We start from the raw sequence: 23,891 nt of genomic DNA, 5'->3' as shown, positions 1-23,891 counted from the left end.
CCCACCCACCATGCTCCCGAACACGCCCGACCGGAAGACCTAACGGAGTACTACTAGAAGACCGATGAAGATCTTACTTCGAGTGCCCCGCTCGAGCGAGTTCGCCCGTAAATACCGATCAGGGCAAACCGATGGGCGCCGGGCCCCATTTTCAAGATCTCCATCAGTTTTCTAGTGTCGGTTGCGCGGGTGATTTCGTGCCATGCGCTCATTGCCGTGCTTGTACGCACCTGTCCAGCGGGCCATCACCAATTGGGCGTCACCTGCCTCGACCTCCGCAAGGAACTTCTCGGCACGTGCACCACGCAACGTGCCGGCCGAACGGCCCTGATGAGTGATCGTCACGGTGCCGTCAGGGCGTTGGTCATAGGTGAAGCCGAAGGGTCTAGGCATGGCTGGGATGTTAGGCGGTCTTGCTGATACGCCGATACCGAATTTGGTCAGTGCGGTCCAACGCATGATCCGCCGGACAGGCCCTAGTGCTGGATTCCTCAAACGGTGTACACATATCGGCGCTGTAGTAGGCGAGTTGGCGGGATCGGTCGGCCCCAGATCCAGGGGTTGGCACGGGAGTTGAGCTGGTCTGTTGCCAGGCCGTGGCGTATGCGATGTCGTCGCTGTTGGCGAATGACCGGCCGGCAAGGGCGGCTTTGTGGAAGATGCGCCACCAGCCTTCCTGCAGGTTGAGCCAGCACGCGCCGACGGGGATGGAGGCGTGGTGGATGCGGGGATGTCCTCCAGCCAGGTCCGCGTGGACACGCTGTTGTGACTGGACAGGTTGTCCGTGACGATCCAGATCTCCCCGTCCGGGTCGGCGTCCTCGAGCAGGTGCAGGAACTGCTGGTAGAAGACGCTGTTGCGGGAGGGTGCGGTCATCGTGACCGCCTGGCCGTCGGAGGGTCGCAGACCTCCGTAGACCCAGGTCTTCTCCGGCCCGCGGCTGTAGTCGAGTTCCGCTTTGTTCCGGTGCCCGTCCGGTGACCAGGCGGGTGCGGGCGGGAACGTCCGCGGGATCACGGGCCCCAGCTCGTCGGCGCAGATCACCGTGGCGCCGTCGGGCGGATGGGTGTAGAGGCCGATGATCCATGTCCTTTTGGGGCGATGTCCGGGTCCTTCGACCGTGTCCAGGACCGGGTGCGGCGCCAGCGCACGCCCTCGGCGAGCAGGATCCGGCGGACCTGTGAGCGACCCACCTCGATCCCTTCAGCCCGCGCTGCCGCGGCCAGCGAATCCAGCGTCCACTCAGCTGGCCCGGACTCGTCGAAGGCCCACAGCTCCCCGACCGGCTCCCACCTCAGACGCTCCCGGCGGGACGGTCTTCACCAGGGAGATGTTCCTGGAGCATTCCTCTTCTGTGATCCGCTTCTGTGATCCGCCGCTTGCGACCCTGCCCGCCCAGATCCTCCAGCCCTTGCAGGCCGCAGCGGTTGAAGCGGTGCAGCCAGCACCGCGCTGTCTTCTGCCTGCAGTTCAGCTCAACAGCGATAGCCGGCACTCGCAGTCCCGACCGATTCAGCTCGATCATTCGGCCCTTATCACCGCATCACGCGGAGTCTTCCGCGCCCGCGACAACCGGCGAACGACGGCCCGTTCGTCCTCATCACGCCCCGGCCGTGCTCGTAAAACCATCCTCCAGCACCCGCCCCCGAGCACCGTCAACCACCCCGCCACCAAGACATAAACCCAGCGAAAGAAGAATCAAGCACTAGGGCGGCGTTCGGCGGCCCCACCAAGACGACTCCAACTGGCCCCAGTTTGCAGGCCTTTTGTGAAGACCAGGCGTCGTGATTTAGCTCCGAGAGGCGGCTTGAATCGGGACCGTCGGGAGCCGAGAGCGACGACCGTGACTCGCGCGGTGACAACTTCGCCAGTCACGGTTCTTGCGTCAGCGGGAGCAGATCACAGTGACAAGGGTGAAGGAGGCAAAGAAAGATCGTTCGGAGAGCGACGCGAACCACCGGCGGCCGCGTGCGTCGTCGATGTGACCGCCCTGAATGGCTTGCTGCATGTTGCGGCCGAGTCCCAGGGTGCGGTCCGCGTCCTGGAAGTCGAGGAAGACCGGTGTCGTAGCCCTCACTGTCTCGACGACGAACCCTGTCTGCTCCGCGTGACGGGCGAGGCTGCGGCCGATGGTGGCGTGACGGACCACTTCCGACGTGGTGTAACGCGTAAATGCGCGACTTGTGTCGAGATCTTCCGCGTCGACGACCAGGGTGTCCCAGTCCGGCTCAGTCAGGCCGACTCGCGCCCCCGGCCGGGTGGCCAGATGGAGTTGTGCCAGCACGCTGGTCGGCTCAGCAACATGCATGAGAACCCGGTCGATCTTGGCCCGGTCCACCGTGCCAGGCTCGACGGGCAGGACGTGGGCATCTGCTTCGCGGATCTGAACCGCAGGCAGACCGCTGGTGCGTCGGCGGGCTTCGGCCAGCATCGCCGGGTCACGGTCCACGCCGATCACGGTGCCGCTCACGCCGACGCGCTCGGCCAATGCCGGAAGGTCCGTGCCTGGGCCGCATCCCACGTCGAGCGCGGTCTGGCCCGGCTGGACGTCCAACAACTCCATCAACTCCTGCTTGTAGCCGCGGCCGGCGGCGCTGGCCGCGGCTCGCAGCATGTAGGCAGCCGGATCAGGTCGGGAGGCGCCGAGAGTGGTTGACATGCGAGAAAGTGAAACACTATCCAGGGGTTGAAGGCAGCGCCGTTCGAGGCCCCTCCCTATTGGGTGCCGTTGTGCTTGGCCCTGGTGCGGGCCAAGCAGTAGGACTCGGTCCCGGTCTCGATGAGGGTGGCGTTGAAGGTGAGCCGGTCCACGATTGCCGCGCAGAGCCGCGGGTCGGTGAAGGTCTTGCTCCAGCCCGTGAACGCTCCGTTCGAGGCGATGGCGATACTGTTCTTTTCCTCCCTTTCCGTCAGAACCTGGAAGAGCATCTCGGCGCCGCGACGGTCGAGTTCGAGGTAGCCGAGCTCGTCGATCTCCAAGAGGTCGACGCGGCCGTAGCCTGCGATGGTCTTGCCGAGCTGCTTGTCATCGGTGGCCTCGACGAGCTCGTTGACCAGGGCGGCGGTGATGTAGCGGACGCCGGCCCGCCCCGATCCACTTCGGGCGCCCGGCCCAGGCACGGGCGAATCAGCCCCGAAGCGCATGCGGTACGCGGCCCGGCTGCTCGCCCAGGAAGTGCCGACCGGCAGTGCGTTCGACCGGCTCCGGCCGGGCCAACAGGCCAAGTTCGTAGCACCGTTCGCCGCCGCCGGCTGGTCCGGCGCCGACATCGCCTGAGCCCTGGCCCACTCCCCCGACGCAGTCGAACACACCTGGACGGCGCGCGTACGCCGCCCGCTCGGCTGGGCCATGACCCGCCTCCGCCCGTGGCTGGACCCCGAAGGCCGCCCCCTGCCCAGCCGCTGGGAGCAGCTCGGCGGTGCCCGCTGGCAGCCCCGCGTCCGTGACGGTGGCCCCCCTGCCGTCCGTGCTCAGCTCCCAGCCGCAGGCGTTGTCACGACCGCCCCTGTTCTGCTCACGTTGGGCAGGGACTGGGAGGAGAGCTAAGACCATGAACGTGCGACGAGTGGCCGCACGTAGCGGTTCCTTCGGGCGCGCCCGGCACCCTACGCATCGGGATGCTCCGGACACCGGGCAGGGGCGCGGCCGGTTCGTTCCGGTTGCGGGTCCGCCCAGCCCCGGACTTGCCGAAGACCAGGGCCTGTTCGTCGGCCGCTTGACCGGCGCACCCACCCACGTGTCCGGGGCCGGAGTCGGAGGCACACGGTCGTGCCGTGACGATCGCCGTGCTCGCGATCGTCGCGGATACCCCGTCACGATGTGCTGAGCGGTGGCGGAACCGGCGACCGCCCGCTCACCATCGCGCACCCTGTCGCGCCGAACGGGTCACTCGGTAGAATCCGACGAAGGCGGCACCGCGCACCCGCGTACAGTGCCAAACCCCATGCGACCCGCTACGGGCACTGCCTCGCCGTGGCTGACGGAGGTACGAACACCTGTGGTCACGCTCTATGCATTCCTCGCACTGATCGTCGGCGCCGCGATATTCCTGACCGCCACCCTGCAGCGGCGCGGGAACTCCCGTACCCAGAACGCGGACGGCCTCCTCATCGAACAGGAGAGCCGCGTACAGGCGCGCAGAGACCGGAGCTCTTTCGGCACCTTCGCGGTCCGCAACGCCCCGCCCACCGTGGCCGATCAATACCCGCGCTGACCACCCAGCAGGTCCACTCACAGGGTCTGTCGGGTGCTGGGAGATCAAGAGGGGCCGGGTTCTGGCGGGTTGATCGGTGTCCTCGGCCGGTGGCCTCTGTCCCGGGTCGGCAGACTCTGTTCCTGAGCTCACGGCAGCGGTAGACCCTGACAAAGTGCCCCCCCGATGCCAGCAGGGTGGCTCTCACCGGACCACCCGGCCAAGGCGCGGGCTGCGGACTCCGGCCCCGGGGATCAATCGAACCGTGGTTGGCGCTGAGATTGATCATGCTCCCGTTGTAGCCGGGCGGGCGTTGACCCGGTTCGCATACTCACTGCGGGCCTTGCGCTGTGCCGGGATCGCTGCGGCGTTGTCGAGCGGCTGGCAGCGGTCGAGGAGTTGGCGGTGTACCGCCGGGTTGACAGTGCCCGCAGTCCTGGTCGAGGTCGACAGCGTGCCGGTCGGCGTACTGGGCATCGCTGATCGCCTGCCGCCGGACGCGGCCGACATCGTCGCGGCCCTGGCCACGCTCACCGGCAGCACACCGGCGCTCGCCGCCGCCCACACCGGCATCACGATGGGCCGGGCCGGCTCAGACCTTGCGCCGGCGACCGCGGATGCGGTGGTCGTGCGCGACGAACTCGTCACCGTCCCCACCGTCGTCGCTCTCTCCCGCCGGGCCCGCGGCTTCGTCGTGCAGAACCTGGTGATCGCCTCGGTGTTCATTTCCGGCCTGGTCGTCTGGGACCTTGCCGGGCACCCGCTGCCGCCCGGTGTCCTCGGGCACGAGGGTTCCACGGTCATCGTGGGCCTCAACGGTCTGCGGCTGCTGCGCGAGGCAGCGCGGAAGCGCGCCGGCGCCGGGGGCGGCAAGTGAGCCGGCGCACCCGCAAGGCCGCCGCTCCCGCACAGGGGGCGGCGGCCCGCTGCACCGTCACTGTCTGCCGCGGCTGTTGCTGCGGAACTCCCGAGGTCCCGGCCTGGACCATACGGCCCTGCTCACTGACCTGCGCGTATCCCTCGCAGGTGTGGCCAACGTCCGTCCCACCGACTGCCTGGACGCCTGCGAGCAGCCCAATGTGATCGTTATCCAGCCCTCCGCCGATGGCGCAAGGCAGGCGGACGCCCGGTCCGGCTCGGCCTGGTGAACGACATCGAAGCGTCACGAGACATCACCGCCTGGGCAGAAGCCGGCGGCCCCGGCCTCGCCGAGGCACCCGACATCCTCGACCTCTACACCTTCAGCCCCTCCTGCCGCATCCGGCAGGCACTCGACAACTGAAGCCGAACCGCTTACGAAGTCGCCACCTTCCCTCAACGGTGCGAGGCGCCGTGTTTGGCCAGTTCAAGGAGCAGCTCCAGGTCGTGTGCTGCCTCGGCGGCGCACACGGTGCTGGCTGCCAGCACCGCGAGGATGCCGGCGAGTGGCAGGGGGCGGTTGCGCAGCGGTGGGGCGAGGAGGGCTGCGACCCGCCGCGGTACGGGGCCTGGTCCGGCTTGGGAGAAGCGGCCGAGGATGCCGAGGGCAGCGGTCGGGATCCAGGTGTGGGCGCGGGCACGCTTGGCCGCCAGGGCGGCTTTGCCCACGGTGTGGGCGACCTGTCGGCGGTCGCCGATGACGGTGGCAGCGCTCTCATCGGCCCAGCGTTCGACGGTGTAGGTGACGGTGTCGGCGAGGGGCCGGAGCAGCGGGTTTGCGGTGGCGGCCAGTTGGACGACCGCGACGAAGAGGTAGTGATGGTGGGCCAGGTGGGCCCGCTCGTGGGCGAGCAGGATCTTGTGCTCGTTGGCGTCGAGGGCCTCAAGCATGCCGGTGGAGACGACTATGCGGCCGGGCAGCCCAGGGATTGCGTACGCCTCGGCGGCCGGGTCCTCGACGACGACCAGCTCGTCCGGGCCCGGTAGGCACGCCGCTTCGGCGGCGGCCGCGACCAGGGTCCGGACCCGGCGCCACAGCGCCACCCCCGCCGCGGTGGCGGCAGCGGTCAGCAGCGCCCCGGCGAGCAGGCCGACCGAGAGCGAGGCCGGGTCGTGGTGCTGGGCCACCTGCGCCGACCAGCGCCCGTGTGCGAGCTCGGCGAGAAGGGGGAAGCGGATAAGTCCGGTGATCGCGAGCATGCCCAGGACCAGGCTGCTCGCGGCGGCCAGGACCACCGCGGCGACGGTCAGCAGCCAGGTTGCCAGGCGCGGCGGCAGCCGTTCGCCCAGGGGCCGGGCGGCCAGGGCGGCCAGTAGCGGGAAGAGCAACGGCAGGTAGACGGCGAAGCGCATCCGGACGGCCCTACTGTCCGGTGTCCAGCAGCTTGCGCAGCAGTTGTTCGTCGTCGGCCGAAAGGTCGTCGACGAAGCGCGTCAGGACGGCTTCGCGGTCGGGGCGGTCGTCCAGGACTTTGCGCATCTGGCGGGCGGCGAGTCCGGAGTCGTCGGCGACCGGGGTGTAGGCGAAGGCCCGGCCGCGCAGGCTGCGCTTGAGCAGGCCCTTGGCGTACAGGCGCGACAGGGCGGTGACGACGGTGCTGTACGAGAGGCCGCCGCCGAGCCGGTCCTTGACCTCGCCCGGGCTCAGGGCCTCGGGTGCGGCGTGCTGCAGCGCATCGAGGACCTCGGCCTCCAGCTCACCTTTGGCCCGCCCGCCCTTGGGTGCGGTGGGTTCGTGTGCGGCCACTGACTTGGTCACCTCCTGCGCTATCTTCTACATCCACGTAGAAGTTCTACATCTTCGTAGAAGCTACGTGCCTGCCCAGAGTCTGCCATGCCCGCCCGCATCCCGGGCAGGTCCGGGCAGCGAACCCAGGAGGACGTGCGTGAGCACAGCAACGGCGGTCGACGCCCCGCAACAGACCATCGCGGCCCGCGCCCAGGGCCTGACCAAGGCATACGGCAGCGGTGAGACCCGCGTGGTGGCGCTGGACGCCGTCCAGGTCTCGGTGCGGCGCGGCGAGTTCGTCGCGATCATGGGCCCGTCCGGCTCCGGCGAGTCGACGCTCATGCACTGCCTGGCCGGCCTGGACACCGCAACCTCCGGGCACGCATTCATCGGCGAGACCGAGATCACCCGGCTCAAGGACAAGCACCTCACCCAGCTGCGCCGGGACAAGATCGGCTTCATCTTCCAGGCGTTCAACCTGCTCCCGACCCTGACCGCGCTGGAGAACATCACCCTCCCCATGGACATCGCCGGCCGCAAGCCTGACCAGGCATGGCTGGACACGGTGATCGACACCGTCGGCCTGCGGGACCGCCTCAAGCACCGACCGACCGAGCTGTCCGGCGGCCAGCAGCAACGAGTCGCGTGCGCCCGCGCCTTGGCGAGTCGGCCGGAGATCATCTTCGCGGACGAGCCGACCGGCAACCTCGACTCCCGCGCGGGCGCCGAGGTGCTCGGCTTCCTGCGCAGCTCCGTGGACAACCTCGGGCAGACCATAGTGATGGTCACCCACGACCCGGTCGCCGCCTCCCATGCGGACCGCGTCCTGTTCCTCGCGGACGGGCAGGTCGTGGACGAGCTGTGCGACCCGAGCGCGGACAGCGTGCTGGACCTGATGCGCACGTTCGACGGCGCCGGACGCAGGAGCTGACGGACCATCATGATCAAGGCAAGTCTGCGCAACTTCCTCGCCCACAAGGGCCGCATGGCCCTGTCCACGCTGGCCGTGCTGCTCGGGGTGGCGTTCGTCTCCGGCACCCTGGTCTTCTCCGACACCATCAACCTCGCGTTCACCGGCATCTCCAGCTCCACCGCCGCCGATGTGACGATCAAGCCCAAGCAGGCGTTCACCCCCGAGATCGAGGACCGCGCCCTGTCCGGCGAGGTACCCACCTTGCCCGCGTCCATAGTGGCCAAGGTCGCCGCCGTTCCGGGCGTGCAGGCAGCCCACGGCCAGGTCAGCCTGCAAAACCTCACCGTCGTCGACAAGGACAACAAGCCGGTCGGCCCGACCACCGGCGCGCCCACCCTCGGTCAGAACTGGTACGACAACCCGCAGGTGCGCCTCGTCCAGGGCCACGCCCCGACCAAAGCCGGCGAGCTGGTCATCGACCAGGCCAGCGCCCGGCACAAGAACGTGCATCCGGGCGATGCGCTGCACGTGCTCACTCCGACCGGCTCCACCCCGGCGACCGTGGTCGGCATCGTCACCTTCAGCACCGGCAACCCGGGTGTGACGATGGTCTACGTCGACACAGCAACCGCCCAGCAGAACCTGCTCGGCAAGCCCGGCCAGTTCACCACCATCACCGCCGACACCGCCCCCGGCACTACCCACGCCACCGTCCAGCAGCGCATCCACGCCGCGCTCGGCGACAGCTTCTCCATCGCCACGAAGGAGGAGCAGGCCCAGTCCGCCGCCCAGCAGGTCAGCTCCTTCCTCGGCGTGGTCACCTACGCCCTGCTCGGCTTCGCCGGACTCGCGGTCCTCGTCGGGATCTTCCTGATCCTCAACACCTTCTCCATGCTGGTTGCCCAGCGCACCCGCGAACTCGGCCTGCTCCGCGCGCTCGGGGCCGGGCGCCGCCAGGTCACCCGCTCGGTGCTCACCGAAGCGGTGCTGCTCGGCGCAGTCGGCTCAACTCTCGGCCTGGGCGCGGGCATCGGCCTGGCCGCGCTACTGAAGAGCCTGATCAGCAGCTTCGGCGTGGATCTGTCCGGAACCGCATTGGTCATCAACCCGCTCACCCCGGCCGCCGCGTACGGCGTAGGTGTGCTCGTCACGCTGGTCGCCGCGTACCTGCCAGCCCGCCGCGCCGCCCGTATCTCCCCCATGGCCGCCCTGCGCGAGGCCGCCGCCCCGCCCGTCGCACCGCTGGGCCGCCGCACCGCGCTGGGCACCGTGCTGCTGACGGCCGGTCTTGGCCTGCTGTACGGCGCCGCAACCCACCACGCCACCCTGATCACGGCCGCCGGCCTGCTCGGCGGCGGCATCGTCGCCTCGCTGGTCGCGCTGGTCGTCCTGGGCCCGCCGCTCTCACGGCTCGTCGTGCACGGCCTCGGCGCCCCGTTCCCCAAGCTGTTCGGCGCGGTCGGCCGCATCAGCCGCCTCAACGCCGTCCGCAACCCGCGCCGTACCGGCGCCACCGCGGGCGCCCTGATGATCAGCCTGTCGCTGGTCGGCGCGATCGCCGTCCTGGCCGCGTCGCTGACCATGTCCATCAACCGCGACGTGGACAACACCTTCGGCGCCGACTACGTGCTGACCGGCAACGGCCAGCAGCCCATCGGCCACGAGGTCACCACCAAGGTCCACACCATCCCCGGCATCCAGTCCGTCACCCGCCAGCGCTACGCCGTCGCCCACCTCAACGGGTTCCAGCTCGTGCTCGCGGGTGTCGATGTCGCCACCGTCGACCAGGCCGTCAAACCCCAGTACGTCGCCGGGTCCACCGCCGACGTCGCGGCCGGCAAGGTGATGGTCGACGAGACGACCGCGAAGGCCGACGGTCTGCGGATCGGCTCCCCGGTCGAGCTGCACTTCCTCAACGGCAACGTCGGTACCCTCACCGTCGGCGCGATCTCCAAGCCACCGGCGGGCGCGGGCAAGGACGGCGGCAGCTGGGAGGTCTCCCTGGACACCCTCACCAAGTACGCCCCCGAGGCGCAGGATTTCACCCTCTACCTCAACACCGCACCCGGCGCCGACAAGAAGCAGGTGCAGACCGCACTCGACACCGCCCTGGCCGGCCACCCGCAGGTCACCGTGCAGAGCCAGGCCGACTACAAGAACCAGATCACCGGCCAGGTCAACACCGTCCTCTACCTGGTCTACGCGCTGCTCGCGCTGGCCATCCTGATCGCGGTCCTCGGCGTCATCAACACCCTTTCCCTGTCCGTGGTCGAGCGAACCCGGGAGATCGGCCTGCTCCGCGCCATCGGTACCTCCCGCCGACAGATCGGCCGGATGATCCGGCTGGAGTCGGTGCTGATCGCCGTCCACGGCGCCCTGCTCGGCCTCGGCCTCGGGCTTGCGTGGGGTATCGCCGGGCAGAAGGTCCTGACCCTGTACGGGATCACCGCACTCAGCATCCCGTGGACCACCATCCTGGCCGTCCTCGCCGGATCGGCGGTCGCCGGCCTGGCCTCGGCGATCCTTCCCGCGATGAAGGCCGCCCGGACCAAGGTCCTGACCGCCATCGCCACCGCATAGACCGCCGGGCGGCGGTGTGGATCTCCCGGGCCCACGCCGCCGTCCGGCATACCGCCCTTGCGTCGTCCGGTACGGTGCCGAGGAATCGTGCCCCGCCCCGGCAGCGCGGCTGCCAGGCGGCACGGTTGGGGCGAGAGGAATCAGCACGATGAGCGCGTCCGACGGCACGACCGGCGAGCCCGCTGCCGGTTGGCGGCTGTGGCCGCTGTACGCGGCCGGGTTCACCACCGCCTTCGGCGCGCACGGCATCGCCGCCAACCTCGGCAACTTCACCTCCCACCGCGCCGAATCCCTGCTCGTGCTTGGCGGACTCCTCGCCCTGTACGACGGCGCCGAGGTTCTCCTCAAGCCCGTCTTCGGTACCCTCGCCGACCGCGTCGGCGCCCGCCCCGTCCTCCTCGGCGGGCTGATCGGCTTCGCCGTCGCCTCTGCTGCCTTCGTCCTCGCCGACAACACCGGCCTGCTGTGGCTCGCCCGCCTCAGCCAAGGTGCCGCAGCCTCTGCTTTCTCCCCGGCCGCCTCCACCCTCGTCGCCCGACTCAACCCCGCCTCCAAGCACGGGCGGGCGTTCGGCTCGTACGGCTTCTACAAGAGCCTCGGCTACACCGCGGGACCGCTACTCGGCGGAGTCACTGTCGCAGCCGGCGGCCTGCCACTGCTGTTCACCGTCATGACAGCCCTCGCGGCGGCCGTCGCTGTGTGGGCCTTCGCGATCGTCCCGGCCGTGCCTCCGCTTCCGCGTGCCCGGCAGACCATCCTCGACCTGGCCCGGCGCCTGAGCCACCGCAGCTTCCTGCGGCCGACCACAGCACTGGCCTGTGCCACCGCAGCGCTCTCGGTCGGGGTCGGATTCCTCCCCGTTTCCGGGGCGGCAGCGGGCCTTGGCCCAGTGGTCACCGGCGCCGCAGTCTCCGTCCTGGCCGCCTGCGCCGCCATCGTCCAGCCTCGCGCCGGGCGAGCCCTGGACACCGGACGTCTCACCCCCCGGACCGGCCTGAGAACCGGGCTGCTGATCACGGCAGCCGGGCTGGCCTGCGCCATGCTCCAGGGCCTGATTGGCGTCCTGCCGGCCGCCGCGTTCATCGGCACCGGGACCGGCGTGATCACCCCGCTCGGCTTTGCCGCCCTCGCCTCGACCACCCCCACCGAACGCCTCGGCCAAACCATGGGAGCCGCGGAACTCGGCCGCGAACTCGGCGACGCCGGCGGCCCCCTACTCGTCGGCGGCATCGCCACGGCCGCCACCCTGGCCAGTGGGTACGCGGCGCTCGCGCTGCTTCTCTTCGCCGCCGCTCTGGTCCTTGCCGGCTCCGGCCGGTCCGCGGAAAAGGCACAGAGAGACAGCGACTCCGCCGACCTGTGAGCCACGAGTGCGCGCATGTACCCCAGTGACAACAAATTTCAGCAGTCCGCGCCGTGTCACGCCGAACCCAACTGACACCAGTGCAGGTCAGCGCGCTGCGTGAGTGACAGGTAGAGCTCCGGGAGGGCGCCGGCTCGGGATGGAGGCCGCCGCCGAGCTCGTGCCGTGGAGGCGGTCCCGGGCGGTGCTGTTGGCGGGGTTGATTAATGGCGAAAGCCGGGCCTGGAACAGCGGGCCGGGCTCCCGGTGATGGTTGTTGTGTGAATTGCCCGGTTGGATTGGTTATGCCTATCGGGCGCCAGGCCTCGCGGCAACGCGCCCCTGCGACCACACAAACGGAAACGTCCGGGCTGGATGACGTCACCTCACAAGTTCCCCTCTCCCCCGGGCCCCCTCCAGGCGAGTCGGTCCCCACACCGCGACCTGTACGACCACCCCCGGCAGCCACGTGGCCATCCCCACCCACGTCGTCGTGCTGGCCCTGTTCGCATCCGGCCTCGCCGCCCTGCTCCGCACCGGCTACACGCCCCACGACAGCGTCACCGTGCTCTACCTCTGCGGCGGCATCGCACTGGACACGGCACGCCGCGCCCTCGTACGCCGCCAGTAACAGGCGCCCCACCCCCCTCCTCCGGCGCGACACAGCGGAGGACGCCATGGGGCGCCCAGAAAAATCGATCGCCCAAAACAGCAGCGTTGCGAGCGGATTCGGATGCCGCCTGAGCGGAGCACGCGAACGCGCGGGCAGCCCGAGCTACCGACGGATGCCCGCCGCCTGCGGCACCGGCTACGCCCCCCTGGCCAAAGCGGCCGCCGACTACCGCATGCCCAGCCATCGGGCGGCGTCACGGGGGCAATGCGAGCGGCGCTCGTGCGCATCCACCTCCCCGGCGTGAGCCTGGGTCGCGGCCACGGAAACGACGCGGAGCGCAACGGTGGGAGGATTGTCGGCGTGATGGCAAGCACGAATGACATCGAGAAAGCGGCCGAAGTGCTGCGCGCCGGCGGCCTTGTGGCTCTACCGACCGAAACCGTCTACGGTCTGGGCGCCAACGCCGAGGACCCCGCCGCCATCTCGCGCATCTTCCAGGTCAAGGGGCGCCCGCCCTCTCATCCGCTGATCGTCCACATCGGCGGCGCGGAGAATCTGGACGACTGGGTACAGGACGTGCCCCAGGCGGCGCGCCTGCTGGCCGAACACTCTGGCCGGGGCCGCTCACGCTGGTCCTGCGGCGCGGTTCCCGCGTGCCCCTCGAAGCGACCGGTGGTCTGGAAACGGTGGCCGTGCGCGTGCCCGACCACCCCGTCGCCCTCGCGCTGCTGTCGGCCTTCGGCGGCGGCGTCACGGCCCCGTCCGCCAACCGCTTCGGCTCAGTCAGCCCCACGACCGCGGACGACGTGCGGGCCGAGCTCGGCGACGCCGTCGACTTCGTGCTGGACGGCGGCCGCTGCGAGGTCGGCGTCGAGTCGACCATCGTCGACGCCACGGGCGAGATCCCAACCATCCTCCGGCCCGGCGGGGTGACCCGCGAGGACCTCGAAGCGGTGCTCGGGCACCCGCTAGCGGTTCCCTCGACGAGCCGTGTCCGGGTGCCGGGCCAGCATCCGTCGCACTACGCACCGCGGGCACGGGTCGTCCTCGTCGAGCCGGAGAAGGTCGTCACCGAAGGGGAGCTCGCGCAGGAGCTGGGCCACCAGGTGGGCGTCTTCCTGCCCCCGGCCTTCACCGGCACCCCGGTGAAGGCGCACGCCGTGGTGACGGTCCCCGCCTCGATGGCCGCCTACGCGCGCGGGCTGTACGGGTTCCTGCGCGACCTCGACCAGAAAGGGTGCGACCTCATCATCGCGTCCCTGCCGGTCGAGGAGGGGCTGGGACTCGCGATCGGCAACCGGCTCCGCCGGGCCGCAGGGCCCCGGCCCTCCGAGACCAGGAGTAGGTGAACACACGCCGGATCGGCGACGACCCGGCCGCGTGATCACCGTCGATGAAGCCGAAGGGGCAGGGCTGATCGTGGAGCAGCAGGCCGGAGGGTGGGGCTCCCTCACCAACCATGCCCACGAGCTGTTGGCCATCGCACGCGATCCCGTCGCGCGTATCCGTGACATCGCCGCAGCCTGCCACATCACCGAATGCACCGCCCAGCGCATCGTCGGCGACCTCGAACAGGCCGGTTACCTCAGCCGGGAGCGAGAGGGACAGCACACGCCACCCTCCACCTGGACGGAAAGCTGCGTCACGGCGGAGTCCCGCCTGCCCGTCCAGGCGCTGCTGGTTCTATGCAACTGGCCGAGAGGATCTCTCCCGGTCGGCGAGTGAGGGCCAGGGCGGCATGCACCGTGGCTCGGGCGGTCAGGATGCGGCGGGGACCTGCACATCGAGGCCGCGGGAGGCGACGTGCTGCGCACTGCCGTCGGCCAGCCGATAGCGCAGGCCCACCACGGCGGCCTGCCCGGCGGAGACCTTCTCGGCGAGGACCCGGGAGCGGTCCAGCAGCAGGTCGGCGGTGTGCCGTATGTGCTCGGCGAGGATCTCCTCGGGCTCGACCCGTCCGGCGGCCCGCGCCGCCAGCACGCTGGGGGTCACCCGCTCGACGACGTCCCGGATGTACCCGGCGGGGGTCATGCCGTTCTCCAGGGCGGCGCACGCTGCGCCGACCGCACCGCACGAGTCGTGGCCGAGGACCACGACCAGCGGACAGCCCAGCACCTCCACGCCGAACTCGATGCTGCCCAGCACCTCCGGGCCCATGACGTGGCCGGCGGTGCGGACGACGAACAGGTCGCCCAGGCCGCGGTCGAAGATGATCTCGGCGGCCAGCCGGGAGTCGGAGCATCCGAACAGCACGGCGAAGGGCTGCTGGGACGGTGCGATCTCAGCGCGGCGGGTGGCGTCCTGGTTGGGGTGCTCTGGGGTGCCGGCGACGAAGCGCTGGTTACCGGCCATGAGCAGCTCGAAGGCGTCGCGGGGCGTCGGTTTCCGGATCTCGTTCATGGCCGCAGCCTACGAGCCGGCACCAGCCCCGCACCGCCCGGTCCGGCCGTAACTCACCAGGTCGGGCATCACTCCGAGGCGCAGGGCAAGGGCGGCCTCGATGCGGAACCTCAGAAGAAGCTGTGCCAGGTCCTGGGAATCGAAGGCGGCCTGTCATCCCTGAGGACGGCGTTCATGAGACCGGAGCGGGACAGCCAGCAGAAAACCTTGAAAGCCGAAGTTCTGCCATAACTCCAGAGAATGGCCTGCGAAGTCGCGGTCCGGCGGTGCCGGTCTACGTTCGCCCGAACGCCGGCGTGGAGGCGCGGTCCTCCTGGGCTGGGTGGAAAAGGAATGGAGCCCTGGCTCCCATGCTGTGACAGGGAGGGTCCCGCATTCAGGGCAGCACCCGGCTGCCGCGCCGCGCACAACCGGGCCCCGGGTGTCCGCGCCCGCACCCAGATCCACTCGCCCTCGTCGACCACATCCTCGACAACCAGAGAACCCAGCCCCGAAAACACCGTAGCCACAAGCGCGTTGGTATCTCACACAACATCAACGAGTCCGCTACCACCGAATGGACGTTGTTGGTGATCTTGCCAGGTGGGGCCGTCGCAGCTGTCTGGGCGGGGTCGTGGATGATCAGGGAATGTTGGTCCGTGTCGTTTCCGCAGAGCCTGCAGCCGCCGATAGAGGTCCCTCAGCTGCCGCCAAAGGTCCGGGTTCACTCACCCGTCGGTACCGCCCTGGCGGTGTGGCACGGTGATCCGGAGGAGGTGGACGGCCGGCACCACGTCGAGTGGAGTGTGAACGAGGACCTTCTTTGGGGGCACAACACCCAGTTGGCCGCTCTTGCCGGGCCGGGTCTCTGGCAGGAGCACGAACAGTTGGTCCTGCGCGGTCGGCTTGCTCTGGCCGAGGACGGCACGGCGAGCCTGGAAGTGGGAGACGCGCAGATCCTGTTCGACTTCTCCGCGCCTCCCCCTGAGGGCACCGACGGCGCCTGGGTGGAGATCCGCATCGAAGCGGGCAGGGTCGCTCTCTGGCCCTTCCGGATCTGACATCGGAAGATCACCAACAGCATCCCGAAGGTGAGCCAGAGCCGTTGAACGTAAGGCCCGAGCGCGGGAACCGGGCGGCCACCCTCGACGTCACAATGCCGTGCGAGGGCGAAGGGAGGAAGTGGTGACAGCGGCGCCTGCCACGAACAGCCAAGGGCACGGGCCGAGCCTGTCCTGGCTCGGGGTCGTCCTCGTGGCCGTGTCCTGCTTCCTCAGCGCGTGCGGAGACAACGGCAACAGCTCGCAGGCGGGCTCCGCACCACAGCTTTCTTCCTCGGGGGCATCCTCTGCGGCAACGTCGGGCAGCGACCGCGGCATACCCAGGCCTGCGGCCTCGCCACCCGGCACGACGCACGCCAGACCGTCAGCGTCGGCCGGGCCACCGTCGAGGCCCCCAACGACCAGTCCTACAGCCGCCGGTGCAGGGCTCGGGACGGGTTCCGCATCACCTGGTTGCGCCTCCGGGGCCGTGACGATCACCCACGGCAGCGCGAACGCTGCCGTCCGGCGGCTGTGCGTGCGCCCCGGCTCGACGGTGACAGTGGTCCTGGAGCCCCGGCCCAAGGGTTCCTGGCCGGCGCCGCACGCCAGCAGTCCGATGCTGGCCACGATCACCTCGACGGCGACCGGCCAAGACGGGGCGAGCCGGGTCACCCTTCGGGCCGCCCGGACGGGATCGGTGACTATCACCTGGGGCACCACCGGTGCGCCCGTCTTCACACTCCAACTGGACGTAGCCGCCTACCCGGTTCAGTGACCGGCGCCGAGAACACGCAACGGCCGGTGCGCAGCGCGAAGGCATGCGCACCGGCCGCCGCATGACGGGACCGAGCTCCGCTGTGATCAGTCGTTACGTTCCTTGAGGCGCCGGAGGTCGAACGCCCGGATGCCGCGCCCGTGGGTCGCGGCGTACAGGTCGCCGTCCGGGCCGAGCTTCAGCTGGAGAACCGCCGTGGTGGGCATTGCGTCGCCCAGCACCTTCCACTCGCCGGCACCGGCGGGGCGGTAGAAGACGGCCAGATCGGTGCCGAGGGCGAGGCCGCCGCCCGGGAGGAGCTTGACCGTGTTGGCGGGAACGTCGGGCAGGTTCGCCGAGATGTCCGTCCAGGTGGTTCCGCCGTTGGTCGACTCGAAGACGTGGCCGACGCCGGCGCCGGGGCCCTCGGTCCACTTCCGCGAGAAGCCGTTGACGGCCACATACACGTGCTGGGCGTTGGCGGGGTCGACCTCGAAGCCCGAGATGTAGCGGTTGGGAACGGTGCCGTCGACCGGCAGGTTCAGCTGGTGCCAGCCGGTGCCGTCGGCGTTGCCGACCGCGATGCCGCGCGCGAAGCCCTGGTTGTTGCAGGGCCCGCACCAGCCCACGTAGACGGTGCCGCCCGAGGACGCCACGGCGGTGGCGACGTGGCCGTCGCCGAGGTCGTAGGCGTTCTGCCACTCCGAGCCCGAGCGGATCGCGAAGCCCTTGTGCTGGACCCAGACGTGCCGGCCGCCGGCGATCCAGGTGTCGGTGTCCTTCGCGTCGGAGGTGATGGGTGCGATGAAGCGGGCTCCCGCCCCGCCGAGGTCCTTATCGGGCGGCGCGACCTCGTACTCGGTCGCCTTGCTCGGATCCGCGGACCAGCTCCCGTCGTTCACTCCGCAGTTCTGCGTGACCCACATGTCGAGGTAGACGTATTCCTCGGCGATGTTGCAGCCGTTCTTCGGGTCGGCGATGGTGTCGCCGCCGTCGCCGCCGAAGTTGGACCCCATGACCTTGTCGCGGCCCCGCAGGATCGACTGGCCGTTGTCCTGGAGCCCGCCGGTCACCGAGACCCCTCCGTAGGCGAGGTCCTTGCCGACGCCCACCGAGTAGTACTGGAGGGTGTCCAGGGTGCCGTCGGCCAGGGACTGCCAGTCCTTTGCGTGACCGCCCGAGTCCACGGCGCCGTTCAGGGGGCGCCGGTAGATACCGCCGTCATTGCCGACGTACGCATAGGTCTTGCCCCGGTACGAGCCGACGGCGACCGCGTGCTGGTCGGAGTGCGTGGTGGACGAGCAGTCACCGGACTGCTTGGTGGGGTCGATGCTCCAGCAGGGGAACGGGAAGTTCCAGTACGGGCCGGGGGTGATCCAGCTCGTGCCGCCGTTCTTCGTCTCGAAGACCTCTTCGAGGCCCAGGTAGACGTGGTCGGCGTTGCCCGGGTCGACCTGGAGGAACTGGTTGTACCAGGACTGGATGCCCGGCATGTAGCCCGCGCCCTGAAGCGCCGAGCCCGAGTTCCTCAGCTTGGTGTAGTCGGCTATCTGCGTCCAAGGCCCCATGGGTGAGCCGGACTTGGAAACGTACACGCCCTTGAGGCCGCTGTCGGGATTGGTGTTGGTCTGCGCCGGTGACTGGTCGACGGCGTACAGGCGCGAGCCGTCGGCCGAGGCGGCGAACGTCATGTTGCCCACGTCGTCGCTGTTCGTCGGCAGGTCACCGATGCCGGTCACCGGCTTCCAGCCGCCGCCCTGCTTGCTGTAGAGCCCGTTGTAGGTGTCGCCGCCCCGCCACCCGATGGCCAGCAGCACCTTGTTCGGGTCCTTGGGGTCGACCGCGATGTCGTTGGCGATGTTCTTGTACGGGGCCGACGGGTCGGCCGCCTTCGAACCGCCGGGCAGATAGTCGGGGTTGGGGGCGAACTCCAGCTGCCAGGGGCCCGAGAGGGTGGTGGTGGAGTGCGACCACACGCCACGGCTTGTGGCCGCCCACACCGTGGTCCCGGCGAACCTGAGGGCGTGGATCGTGGTGCTCTCCAGCTCCGCGCCGCCGACCCGGCCACCGGGCTGGAACTGGCCGTGCTGGGGATCGGCGAGCACGTAGACTCCCGTGCCCACGAAGGAGGTCGCGCCGGTGTTGGACTCGCCGGTGGCGTACCAGAGCCGCTTCGCTCCGTCCAGGGCGAGGGTGCCGGTCGACAGGGACGGCAGCTTGTCGGCGATCGGCTGCCAGTTGCCGCCGCCGGTCCTCGACCGGAAGACCCCTCCGTTGGCGCCGCCCGCGTACACATAACCCTGGTCGTCGGCAGCTATACCGGTGATCCGGCCGGTCACGTTGCCGGAGCCCCCGCTGGAGTTCGAGTTGATGTCGCGGTACCGCGGATCGTCGGAGTTGTACGCCTTCTTCGTGACGTGGCCCCAGTCACCGCCCGTATGCTTCATCGACTGCAACTGGGCCCATGCCGCGCCATAGGCACCCGGTGCGACGACCCCGGGAGCGGTGCGCGCCTCGGTGTACTGGGCGGTGGCCTCGGCGGAGTTCTCCGCCTCGTCGCCCCCGTCGTCGCTCTCGGCGGCGGCGAAGGCGGACATCCCCATGCCCGCACGCACCGCCTTGGTGTGCTGCTTGCCGACGTCGGCCTGGTGGCGCGCGTTCCAGGGCCGGGGTCTGGTGTCGCCGGATGTCGCGAACGCCTGGGTGCTGACCAGTCCGAACGCGGCGGCCACGACGGTGCAGGTAATGAACCGCCGCCGATGCCGTTGGGGCATCATGCGTTCTCCTCCCCGCGCCAGGCAGAGGATGTGGCCCGACGCGGAGCAGATCTTGGCGTGCCCGCGACATCCCCGATAGGGGTCGGGGGAAAAATGACGGGGAGTTTACCGATCCGGCTCGTGCATGCGTGGACTTCCTGTCAGGCAAGGCTATTTGGGGCCTGGAGAGTGACATCACTCAGTCGCGTCGCGGCGCACCAGCCAGGCCGGGTCATCACTCTACGTACGAGGACGAAGATGAGATCCCGTTTGCTGGGCGCCCTCTTCTCGCGCGGAATGGTCACCAAACCCCGGAGTCATCAAAGGGAGGGATTCAGGCTGTACGAGGTGGAGCCAAAGCAACGCCGCTGCAACCTGCGAGGCGTGCGAAGCCCCGCCGTCGGCAAGGTCGTTGGCGACATAGGAGGTGCTGTCGTCACTGAACCGTTTTCATCGTGAGTAACTGCGGGTCATCAGCATGTGGATGGCATGGACGGCCTGCCGATGCGGCGGGTGGAACATCGGGCTCGTCGTAGCAGTAGCCAGGACTTCCAGTTGTGCGAAGGCGCGTTCGCCGGGTGCGCGGATACGGGGGTGGTCGCGATTGAACTGCTGGTAGCGCTCGGGTTGTTCGCGGTGGTGGCAGTAGGGGGTGCGGATGGTGCCCTCATCACAGTGCCCCGCGGATGGCGCCTCGACTCTGCGGGCCCCGCTGGCCGCGCGCCGCTGAGTCCCCCAGGCGGCTGCATAGAGGACCCAGCCAGCCGGTTCTACGTGCGCAGAGCCCCGTTCGCGTAGGGATGCGAAGGTGAAACAGGCCACTGGCGTGGGTAAAGGCTCGTGGCGATCGTGACGGCCGGATCGGCGACCAGCAGCTCGGCCACCTTGGCGGGCAGCCGGTGAAGAGCTACAGGCCTCCGGTTGGACCGAGCCTCGCGGAGAGGCGAAGGCGGCAGCCATCGAATGGGGCCCGGAAGACCGGCGTCAGCGGTCGGACGGGGCGTTGGGGATACGGTCCCGCCCGGCTCTCACGGTAGCGCCGGCCTCGTGATGCGCCCAGGAGCCGCGCGTATCCCGGCGCTCGCGGGTCTCCGCAAATTCCTGGTTGCCCATCGAGGCCGTGGCGCCACTCCTCTTGCGTGGTGGCATGTCCAGGACGACACTCCCCGATTGCGGACACGCGGGCACCTTTGCGTGAACGTCCTCACTGGCCGTTTCCGGATCAACTCCTGGTTTCAGAAGGGATGTTCAGTGTCACGCTCGGTATCCGGCCGGCGTTACCTCGCCGCACAGCAAGGCCTGCTCCGGGCCACCCGGTGCGCCGCACCCGCCGTCCGTGCGGCCCCCGCCCCCGAGCCGACGGCGGCCGTCGTACAGCGCCAGACGGCCTCCGCTCGCGCCCTCCGTCTCAGCGCCGCCGCGCAGCCTGCGCTCGGCGGACACAGCTCCGCGGGCGGCCCCGTGTACGCCCGCTACAACGGCGCCACCACCGCCTGACGCTCCAGGCGCCCAAGACGGCAGGCCGTCGGCCGAAGGGCAAGCAACGTCCCCATCACCGTCCGCATGTCGTGCACGTCTGAATTCCCGAAGAGAGGCATTCCATGATCAGATCCTCGTTACGCCGCGGTCTTCTCGCCGCGACGAGTGTCACCGCCATCGCCTTCGCAGGCGTCCTGTTCGCCCAGCCCGCCTTGGCCGACGTCACCAACGGCGGTTTCGAGACCGGCACCCTGTCCGGCTGGACCAGCGCCGGGACCACGGCCGCCGTCAACTCGGGTGCACACAGCGGCACTTACGCAGCCCGGGTCGGCGGCACCTCCCCCACCAACGGCAACTCCTCGATCGCGCAGACCTTCACCGCGCCGGGCGGCTCCCCCTCACTCAGCTTCTGGTACGACGTGTTCTGCCCGGACACCGTCACCTACGACTGGGCGACGGTGACCCTCAAGGACAACACGTCCGGTACCACCACTACGCCGCTGGCCAAGACCTGTACCAGCGGCCAGGGCTGGAAACAGAAGACCTCCGCGCTCACCACCGGGCACTCCTACACCCTCACCTTGATCAGCAAGGACGACAACTACGCCGGTGACCCCACCTACACGCTGTACGACGACGTCGTGGTGTCGGGCACGGTAGCCAATGACTTCTCGATCTCGGACAGCCCGGCGTCGACGACCGTCAACGCAGGCGCCTCGGCGATGTCCACGATCTCCACAGCGGTCGTGTCCGGCACCGCCGAGACCGTGAACCTGGCGGCGAGCGGCCTGCCGTCCGGGGCGAGCGCGACCTTCAGCCCGGCGTCGGTGACCGCAGGCTCGTCCTCCACGCTGACCGTCACCACCGCCACGAGCACACCGTCCGGAACGTACCCGATCACGGTGACCGGGACGAGCCCCTCGGCGACGCACTCCGCCACCTTCACCCTGACCGTCAACGGCAGCGGGCCCACGCTGACCCAGGTCAGCACGGACCCGTTCACCAACACCTCCAGCCAGCACGCCACCGAGCTGGAGCCGGACACCTTCGCCTACGGCAACACCATCGTCGCCTCCTCTCAGGTCGGCCGGTTCACCGACGGCGGCTCCTCCGACATCGGCTGGAACACCTCCACCGACGGTGGCGCGACCTGGCAGCACGGCATGCTGCCGGGCATCACCGTCTACCAGGGCGGCGGCAGTTGGGCCCGGGTCTCCGACCCTGCGGTCGCCTACGACGCCAGACATGGCACCTGGATGGTCTCCGGCCTGGTCATCGACGCCAACGCCAACGGCGCCGGCGTCACCGTCAGCCGCTCCTCGGACGGCCTGAGCTGGCAGAACCCGGTGCTGGCGGTCGGCAACGACGGCCAGGGCTATGACAAGGAATGGATCGTCTGCGACAACACCGCCACCAGCCCCCACTACGGCAACTGCTACGTCGAGGTCGACATCACCTCGTCCGGCAACGCCGTCGTGATGAGTACGTCGAGCGACGGCGGCGCCACCTGGTCCGCCCCCGTCGCCCCGTCCGGCGGCCCCAGCGGCCTCGGCGGCCAGCCCCTGGTCCAGCCCAACGGCACCGTGGTCGTCCCCTACTCCACCAACGGCTCCTCGATCCGCGCCTTCAACTCTGCCAATGGCGGCACCAGCTGGAGTTCGACCTCACTGGTCGCCAACGTCACCAGCCACGGTGTGGCGGGCGGCCTGCGGGACGGCGAGGGCCTGCCCTCCGCCGAGATCGACGCCTCCGGAAAGATCTACATCGCCTGGCAGGACTGCCGCTTCCGCTCCGGCTGCCCCGCCAACGACATCGTCTACTCCACGTCCACCAACGGAACGTCCTGGTCGGCCGTGACCCGCGTCCCGATCGACGCGACCAGCAGCACTGCGGACCACTTCATCCCGGGCATCGGCATCGACCACGGCACCTCCGGCACCACCGCCAGGATCGGCCTGTACTACTACTTCTACCCGCAGGCCAACTGCACCGCTTCCACCTGCCAGCTGGAGGTCGGATTCCTCTCCTCCACCGACGGCGGCACCACCTGGAGCGTCCCGCAAACCGTCGCGGGACCCATGTCTCTCTCCCAGATCGCCTCCACCACACAGGGCAGCATGGTCGGCGACTACATCTCCACCTCTGTGGTGAACGGCAAGTCCGTCGCCGTCTTCGCCGTCGGCAAGACCCCCGTCAACGGCCAAGCCTTCGACGAGGCCCTGTACACCGCAGGCGGCCTCTCCCTGAGAGGCGGAACCGTGCAGGCCGAGCAGGCTCCGGCCCACTCGGCGCCAGCGCCGTCCACTCCCCCCGCCCGGCTCCCGTTGCGGACCGCGCACTGATGACAGCGCTCCCCTGAACCCCGCGGGTGCAGCCCCCGGCTGCGGCTGCACCCGCAACACCTCGCACATCAGGCGTACGCATCCGCTGTTCAGCCACTGCCTGCCCCCCGCCCCCACGGGGTGACCGTCCCTCCCAACAAAACGCGCCGCGGGAAGGGTGACCTCACCTTCTTACCCGCCCGCACGGCGGGGACCGCAGCCCAGCCAGGCGTCGGAGGTTCCGGTCCTGGCCAACGACCACCAGGGGGTGGCCCCGGCGGTCATCGGGGTCGTCGGCCTCGACCCCATCTGCGACCAGGGCCTGGCCTACGCAGACGCCTGACCGCCGCCGGGGTCCCGGTACGCGACCACACCGGCGGACCCGCCCTCCCGCACGCTCGAAGCTATGAAGCGCGTGATCGAGAAGCACGACAACGAGATCAACTCATGTAGTAGTTACATCACGGCTCCTCACCTGGCGCCCTCACCATGAGCTGCAGGAAGCCGCACGCCGTCAGGCCGCAACGGACCCTGTCCGGCAGGCCGACCACCGGCGTTGGCGCCCCGCGGCCGAACGCTTCATCGCCTGCCTCGTGGCCCGCGGCAACCGCCGCCTGCCCGGCCGGGGCTGGATCGCAGGCGAGCGCTGGATCCACCACCGGGCCGCCGCCCTCAGCCTCCGCCGACTGATCAACCTCGGACTCGCCCGCCGCCACCGAACCTGGGCCCCGGCACCAGCCAGCCCCTGAACTGCGAAAACAGAGCCGCCCCCACGGAACCGAGCGGCCCCTGAACAACATCTTCATTGGACTTCTAGTAGGACTCCGTTAGGTTGTTCTGGCTCTCGGTGTCTGGTGGGTGGTGGGGGTTG

At 69.6% G+C, this 23,891-nt stretch carries 18 protein-coding genes and 7 pseudogenes; 15 read left to right on the top strand and 10 right to left on the bottom strand.

Annotation, left to right across the window (positions count from 1 at the left end; genetic code table 11):
• Positions 1-171: 171 nt before the first annotated feature.
• From IE206_RS40960 to IE206_RS43030, 5 genes and pseudogenes are all read right to left on the bottom strand, one after another.
• Positions 172-393 (bottom strand): annotated as a pseudogene (locus tag IE206_RS40960) (hypothetical protein); the annotation flags it as partial.
• Between the two features lie 399 nt (positions 394-792).
• Positions 793-1,017 (bottom strand): annotated as a pseudogene (locus tag IE206_RS43040) (transposase); the annotation flags it as partial.
• Between the two features lie 277 nt (positions 1,018-1,294).
• Positions 1,295-1,525: a helix-turn-helix domain-containing protein gene (locus tag IE206_RS43035; protein WP_226599125.1), complete on the bottom strand. Its 231-nt coding sequence runs from the start codon at positions 1,523-1,525 to the stop codon at positions 1,295-1,297.
• Between the two features lie 360 nt (positions 1,526-1,885).
• Positions 1,886-2,659 (bottom strand): methyltransferase domain-containing protein, encoded by a 774-nt coding sequence (locus tag IE206_RS40945; RefSeq protein ID WP_189971664.1) that lies wholly within the window; start codon positions 2,657-2,659, stop codon positions 1,886-1,888.
• 56 nt (positions 2,660-2,715) lie between these two features.
• Positions 2,716-3,078: pseudogene (locus tag IE206_RS43030) on the bottom strand (ATP-binding protein); the annotation flags it as partial.
• 64 nt (positions 3,079-3,142) lie between these two features.
• On the opposite strand from IE206_RS43030, the gene IE206_RS43360 reads away from it, so the two are divergent.
• From IE206_RS43360 to IE206_RS40925, 4 genes and pseudogenes are all read left to right on the top strand, one after another.
• Positions 3,143-3,277, top strand: coding sequence for a hypothetical protein (locus IE206_RS43360; protein WP_264198497.1), 135 nt, complete (start codon positions 3,143-3,145; stop codon positions 3,275-3,277).
• A gap of 667 nt (positions 3,278-3,944) precedes the next feature.
• Positions 3,945-4,214: a hypothetical protein gene (locus tag IE206_RS40935; RefSeq protein ID WP_226599126.1), complete on the top strand. Its 270-nt coding sequence runs from the start codon at positions 3,945-3,947 to the stop codon at positions 4,212-4,214.
• Positions 4,215-4,623: 409 nt separating this feature from the next.
• Positions 4,624-5,070: pseudogene (locus tag IE206_RS40930) on the top strand (heavy metal translocating P-type ATPase); the annotation flags it as partial.
• Positions 5,067-5,475: pseudogene (locus tag IE206_RS40925) on the top strand ((2Fe-2S) ferredoxin domain-containing protein). The pseudogenes IE206_RS40930 and IE206_RS40925, both read left to right, overlap by 4 nt.
• A 32-nt stretch (positions 5,476-5,507) precedes the next feature.
• Here the strand turns inward: IE206_RS40925 and IE206_RS40920 are convergent.
• Both IE206_RS40920 and IE206_RS40915 read right to left on the bottom strand, forming a co-directional pair.
• Positions 5,508-6,464, bottom strand: a complete 957-nt coding sequence (locus tag IE206_RS40920) for a M56 family metallopeptidase (RefSeq protein WP_189971662.1) — start codon at positions 6,462-6,464, stop codon at positions 5,508-5,510.
• Positions 6,465-6,474: 10 nt separating this feature from the next.
• Positions 6,475-6,858 carry a BlaI/MecI/CopY family transcriptional regulator gene (locus IE206_RS40915; RefSeq protein ID WP_226599127.1) on the bottom strand — a complete coding sequence of 128 codons (384 nt, stop codon included), beginning with the start codon at positions 6,856-6,858 and terminating at the stop codon, positions 6,475-6,477.
• A 139-nt stretch (positions 6,859-6,997) separates the two neighbouring features.
• Here IE206_RS40915 and IE206_RS40910 point away from each other — a divergent pair, with 139 nt between their 5' ends.
• The 6 genes and pseudogenes from IE206_RS40910 to IE206_RS40885 all read left to right on the top strand — a co-directional run bounded on the left by IE206_RS40910 (position 6,998) and on the right by IE206_RS40885 (position 14,013).
• Positions 6,998-7,771, top strand: coding sequence for an ABC transporter ATP-binding protein (locus tag IE206_RS40910; protein ID WP_189971646.1), 774 nt, complete (start codon positions 6,998-7,000; stop codon positions 7,769-7,771).
• A gap of 9 nt (positions 7,772-7,780) precedes the next feature.
• A complete protein-coding gene (locus tag IE206_RS40905; protein WP_189971644.1) occupies positions 7,781-10,333 on the top strand; it encodes an ABC transporter permease in 2,553 nt (850 codons plus the stop codon).
• 148 nt (positions 10,334-10,481) lie between these two features.
• Positions 10,482-11,696, top strand: a complete 1,215-nt coding sequence (locus IE206_RS40900) for an MFS transporter (RefSeq protein ID WP_189971642.1) — start codon at positions 10,482-10,484, stop codon at positions 11,694-11,696.
• 448 nt (positions 11,697-12,144) lie between these two features.
• Complete coding sequence (locus IE206_RS40895) at positions 12,145-12,306, top strand: hypothetical protein (protein ID WP_189971640.1); 162 nt, start codon at positions 12,145-12,147, stop codon at positions 12,304-12,306.
• Positions 12,307-12,651: 345 nt separating this feature from the next.
• Positions 12,652-13,637: pseudogene (locus tag IE206_RS40890) on the top strand (L-threonylcarbamoyladenylate synthase).
• Between the two features lie 31 nt (positions 13,638-13,668).
• Positions 13,669-14,013 (top strand): MarR family transcriptional regulator, encoded by a 345-nt coding sequence (locus tag IE206_RS40885; RefSeq protein ID WP_226599128.1) that lies wholly within the window; start codon positions 13,669-13,671, stop codon positions 14,011-14,013.
• Positions 14,014-14,046: 33 nt separating this feature from the next.
• On the opposite strand, the gene IE206_RS40880 is transcribed toward IE206_RS40885, so the two are convergent.
• Positions 14,047-14,688, bottom strand: coding sequence for a carbonic anhydrase (locus IE206_RS40880; RefSeq protein WP_189971638.1), 642 nt, complete (start codon positions 14,686-14,688; stop codon positions 14,047-14,049).
• Between the two features lie 638 nt (positions 14,689-15,326).
• On the opposite strand from IE206_RS40880, the gene IE206_RS40875 reads away from it, so the two are divergent.
• Positions 15,327-15,728 (top strand): hypothetical protein, encoded by a 402-nt coding sequence (locus tag IE206_RS40875; RefSeq protein ID WP_189971636.1) that lies wholly within the window; start codon positions 15,327-15,329, stop codon positions 15,726-15,728.
• A 469-nt stretch (positions 15,729-16,197) separates the two neighbouring features.
• Entirely contained in the window at positions 16,198-16,485 is a 288-nt protein-coding gene (locus IE206_RS40870) for a hypothetical protein (protein WP_189971634.1), read from the top strand.
• 86 nt (positions 16,486-16,571) lie between these two features.
• Here the strand turns inward: IE206_RS40870 and IE206_RS40865 are convergent, their stop codons facing one another.
• Together IE206_RS40865 and IE206_RS40860 are read right to left on the bottom strand one after the other, a co-directional pair.
• A complete protein-coding gene (locus IE206_RS40865) occupies positions 16,572-19,241 on the bottom strand; it encodes a WD40/YVTN/BNR-like repeat-containing protein (protein ID WP_189971632.1) in 2,670 nt (889 codons plus the stop codon).
• Between the two features lie 429 nt (positions 19,242-19,670).
• A pseudogene (locus IE206_RS40860) lies at positions 19,671-19,883 on the bottom strand (IS5/IS1182 family transposase); the annotation flags it as partial.
• Positions 19,884-20,471: 588 nt separating this feature from the next.
• Between IE206_RS40860 and IE206_RS40855 the strand changes: the two are divergent.
• The 3 genes from IE206_RS40855 to IE206_RS40845 all read left to right on the top strand — a co-directional run bounded on the left by IE206_RS40855 (position 20,472) and on the right by IE206_RS40845 (position 23,363).
• Positions 20,472-20,717, top strand: a complete 246-nt coding sequence (locus tag IE206_RS40855) for a hypothetical protein (RefSeq protein WP_189971630.1) — start codon at positions 20,472-20,474, stop codon at positions 20,715-20,717.
• A gap of 104 nt (positions 20,718-20,821) precedes the next feature.
• Positions 20,822-23,041 carry an exo-alpha-sialidase gene (locus IE206_RS40850; protein WP_226599129.1) on the top strand — a complete coding sequence of 740 codons (2,220 nt, stop codon included), beginning with the start codon at positions 20,822-20,824 and terminating at the stop codon, positions 23,039-23,041.
• 157 nt (positions 23,042-23,198) lie between these two features.
• Entirely contained in the window at positions 23,199-23,363 is a 165-nt protein-coding gene (locus tag IE206_RS40845; protein ID WP_189971628.1) for a hypothetical protein, read from the top strand.
• The last annotated feature ends 528 nt before the right edge of the window (positions 23,364-23,891 follow it).

The organism is Streptomyces violascens, assembly GCF_014649955.1.
Lineage (GTDB): Bacteria > Actinomycetota > Actinomycetes > Streptomycetales > Streptomycetaceae > Streptomyces > Streptomyces violascens.
This window is presented reverse-complemented; position numbering and strand designations above follow the sequence as displayed.